Source organism: Kitasatospora sp. NPDC091257, assembly GCF_044757675.1.
Taxonomy (GTDB): domain Bacteria; phylum Actinomycetota; class Actinomycetes; order Streptomycetales; family Streptomycetaceae; genus Kitasatospora; species Kitasatospora lactacystinica.
The window spans coordinates 1-3,148 of record NZ_JBIVVI010001073.1; the positions used below are offsets into that span (position 1 = coordinate 1).

Consider the following 3,148-nt stretch of genomic DNA (forward strand, 5'->3'; position numbering starts at 1 on the left):
GCCGATCCCGGAGGACATCACCGGCTTCGAGCTGGACGCGGACGTGCGCCAGGAGCTCAAGAGCCTGCCCAAGACCCTCGCGGACGACGTCGCCCTTCCGGGCCCAGCCGGCGGTGGTGTGGATCGCGGTCACCTGCCAGGTGCCGTACGGGGCGGAGCCGTCGCGGTAGCCGGGGGCGAAGGTGACGCCGTCGGTGCTGCTGAGGCAGTGCGCGGCGGTCAGCAGCAGGTTGGCGGTGGCGCTGTGCAACACGCTGGCGGTGCAGAAGTGGTTGCCGGCCGCCAACGCGCCGCCGAACAGCGCACCGACGGTCCCGGCTTCACGGTCGCCGGCCGGGGCCGGGCCGGTGGCGCCGAGGGCGACGTCGGAGGCGGCGGGGGCGGCGGAGGTGGCGGCCGCGGTGGACGGGTCGACCGGCGGCGGGGCGGCGGTCGGGGTCGCGGGCGCGGGCGCGGAGGACGCGGGGGCCGCGACCTGGGTGGCCGCCGCCGGATCGGTGGCCGGGGCGGGCGCGGCGGCGGCACGGGTGCTGCGGGCCGCCTTCCCGGCGGCCGTCGCGTCCGACAGGTCCAGCCCGTGCGTCCCGCTCAGCAGGGCGGCGACCGCCACCGCGGACAGCACGGTGAACAGGGACGGGGCCAGGAGTCTGCGGCGGCGCGACCTCTGGCGGCTGTGCTTGCCCATGCCTGTTTCTCCTGCCGGGGCGATCGGGGGCGGCGTTCGGTCAACGACTATGCCGCCTCAGCCTGGTAGGGGCGTGACCGGCTCCTTGGAGCTCGATGAGAAACCCGCCACCCGGCCGCACCCCCCGGCGTCACGGACCGGCGAGCACCGCATCCAGTTCGGCGGCTCCGACGAAGGCGGTGTGGGTCCCGGCGGCGGTGCAGGCGAAGGCCCCGGCCACCGTACCGGCCCGGGCGCAGTCCAGCGGCGAACGGCCCTGGAACCAGGCGTACAGGAAGCCCGACACGAAGGCGTCCCCGGCGCCGTTGCTGTCCACCACCGGGCGGCCCGGGTCGACGGCCGGCAGGTGGCGCGGCGCGGGGTCGTCCCGGGTGAGCAGGTGGCAGCCCTCGGCGCCGGCCGTGGCGACGACCACCCGCGCGCGCCCCTCGGCGAGGATCGCGCGCATCACCTCCTCGTGCCGGCCGGGGCAGCCGGCCGCGGAGAGGAAGACCAGGTCGGAGCCGAGCGCGTACGCACGGCGGTACGGGTCGACGCCGTCCCAGTCGTGCAGGTCGGTGGAGGTGGTGCGGCCGAGGCGGTGGAGGTCGCCGTACATGTCCCGGTTGACGCCGGTGATGGACAGGTGGACGTGCCGGCTGCGCTCGGCGTACGGCAGGTAGAGGTCGCGCGGCAGCCGCAGGTCGGCGGGGTGGCGGGCGTCGAAGAAGGAGAACCGGCGGCCGGCCGCGTCCACCAGGTTGACCCCGCGCGGGGTGCCGTGCGGGCTCACCAGGTGCGCGAAGTGCAGGCCGTGGCGCGCGTAGTGGGCGCGGATCAGGTCGCCCTGGGCGTCGTCGCCGAGGAAGTCGATGAACGCGGTGCGCAGGCCGAGGTGGTGGGCGCCGAGGGCGACGCCGTTGCCGGTGTGGCCGACGTAGTCCCGCACCGGTTCGACGAGCTGCGAGTCGCCGGGCGGGACTTCCAGCCGCTCGACCCGGACGATGGTGTCCACGCCGGCGCCACCGACGACGAGCAGGTCGAACTCGGGCTGCGCGGCCCCGGACGGCACGTTCTCGGGCGGCACGTTCTCGGACAGCACGGCGGCGCCTCCTTGATCCCTGGACGGTGGCCAGGAGTCAAGCAGGCGCCGGAGGTTGACTGCAAGACCTTGCTGCAAATTTCAATCGATCGACGGCCGCTCCGCTCCGGTCTCCACCCCGGCCTCCGCCCGCCCCTCGCCCGCGGGGCGGACGTTGGCCCTGACATCGGCCGCGGCCGCCGCCCGCAGGTCCGTCGGACGACCGTCCCCGGCCGGTACGGCCGCAGCCGGCGCCTCCGCCCCGGAGGCGCCGCCCTCGACGGCGGTGGCCTCACCGGGCGCCGGCCGGTGGTTGATCATCAGCACCGCGACCAGCGCGGCCGCCAGCAGGACGCCCGTCGCCACCCAGGTCGCGACCACGTAGCCGTGCACCGCGCCCTCGGCCCGCACCGCCGGGTCGGAGGCGATCCGGGTGGCCAGGAAGCTCGCGGTGGCACTCGCCGCGATCGTGTTCAGCAGCGCCGTGCCGACCGAGCCGCCCACCTGCTGGGCCGAGTTGATGGTGGCCGAGGCCGCGCCGGTCTCGTTCGGGGCGACCCCGAGGGTGGCCAGGCTCATCGCCGGCATGAACACCAGGCCCATGCCGAAGCCGAGCAGCAGCTCGGCGGGCAGCACCATGCCGGCCCACGCGCTGTCCACCCGCATCTGGGTCAGCCAGGCCATCCCGGCCGCGGCGAGCAGCAGCCCCGGGCCGATCAGGTTCCGGGACGGCACCCTGGTCATCAACCGGGCCGCGACGCCCGTCGAACTCAGCACGATGGCGGCCGTCATGGGCAGGAAGGACAGGCCGGACATGATCGGCGAGAAGTGCTTGATGGCCTGCAGGTAGTAGGTCAGGAACAGGAAGAGGCCGAACATGCCGACCATCGCCAGGCCCACCGAGAGCGCGCCGCCACCGCGGTTGCGGTCGGCGACGATGTGCAGCGGCAGCAGCGGGTGCGCGGTGCGCCGTTCGACCAGCACGAAGGCCGCGAGCAGCGCCACGCCCAGGACCAGCGAGCCGATCACCAGGCCGTCGCCCCAGCCCCGGCTCACGGCCTCGGAGGTGCCGTAGACGATCGCCAGCAGGCCGCCGCAGCCGAGCAGTGCCCCGGGCAGGTCCAGCGGCGTCCGGCGGCCCTTCCCGACGTGGTCGCGCTTCAGCACGTTGAACGCCGCGAAGGCGGTGACGACGGCGATCGGCACGTTGACGAACAGGCACCAGCGCCAGTTCAGGTACTCGGTCAGCAGCCCGCCGGCGATGAAGCCGATCGCGGAGCCTCCGGCGGCGATCGCACCGAAGATGCCGAAGGCCGTACTGCGTTCCCGTGGATCGGAGAAGGTGGTGGAGAGCAGCCCCAGCGCGGAGGGGGCGAGCAGGGCGCCGAACGCCCCCTGCAGGG

The 3,148-nt window shown here is 74.8% G+C and carries 3 protein-coding genes; all 3 read right to left on the reverse strand.

The window, feature by feature from the left end; all coding sequences use genetic code 11:
- Positions 1–685 (reverse strand): trypsin-like serine peptidase (locus ACIQOV_RS34495; RefSeq protein WP_401054784.1); only part of this gene is annotated, 685 nt, incomplete at its 3' end.
- Between the two features lie 130 nt (positions 686–815).
- Complete coding sequence (locus ACIQOV_RS34500; RefSeq protein ID WP_401054780.1) at positions 816–1,766, reverse strand: carbohydrate kinase family protein; 951 nt, start codon at positions 1,764–1,766, stop codon at positions 816–818.
- An 81-nt stretch (positions 1,767–1,847) separates the two neighbouring features.
- The coding region (locus ACIQOV_RS34505) for an MFS transporter (RefSeq protein ID WP_401054782.1) at positions 1,848–3,148 on the reverse strand (1,301 nt) is incomplete at its 5' end.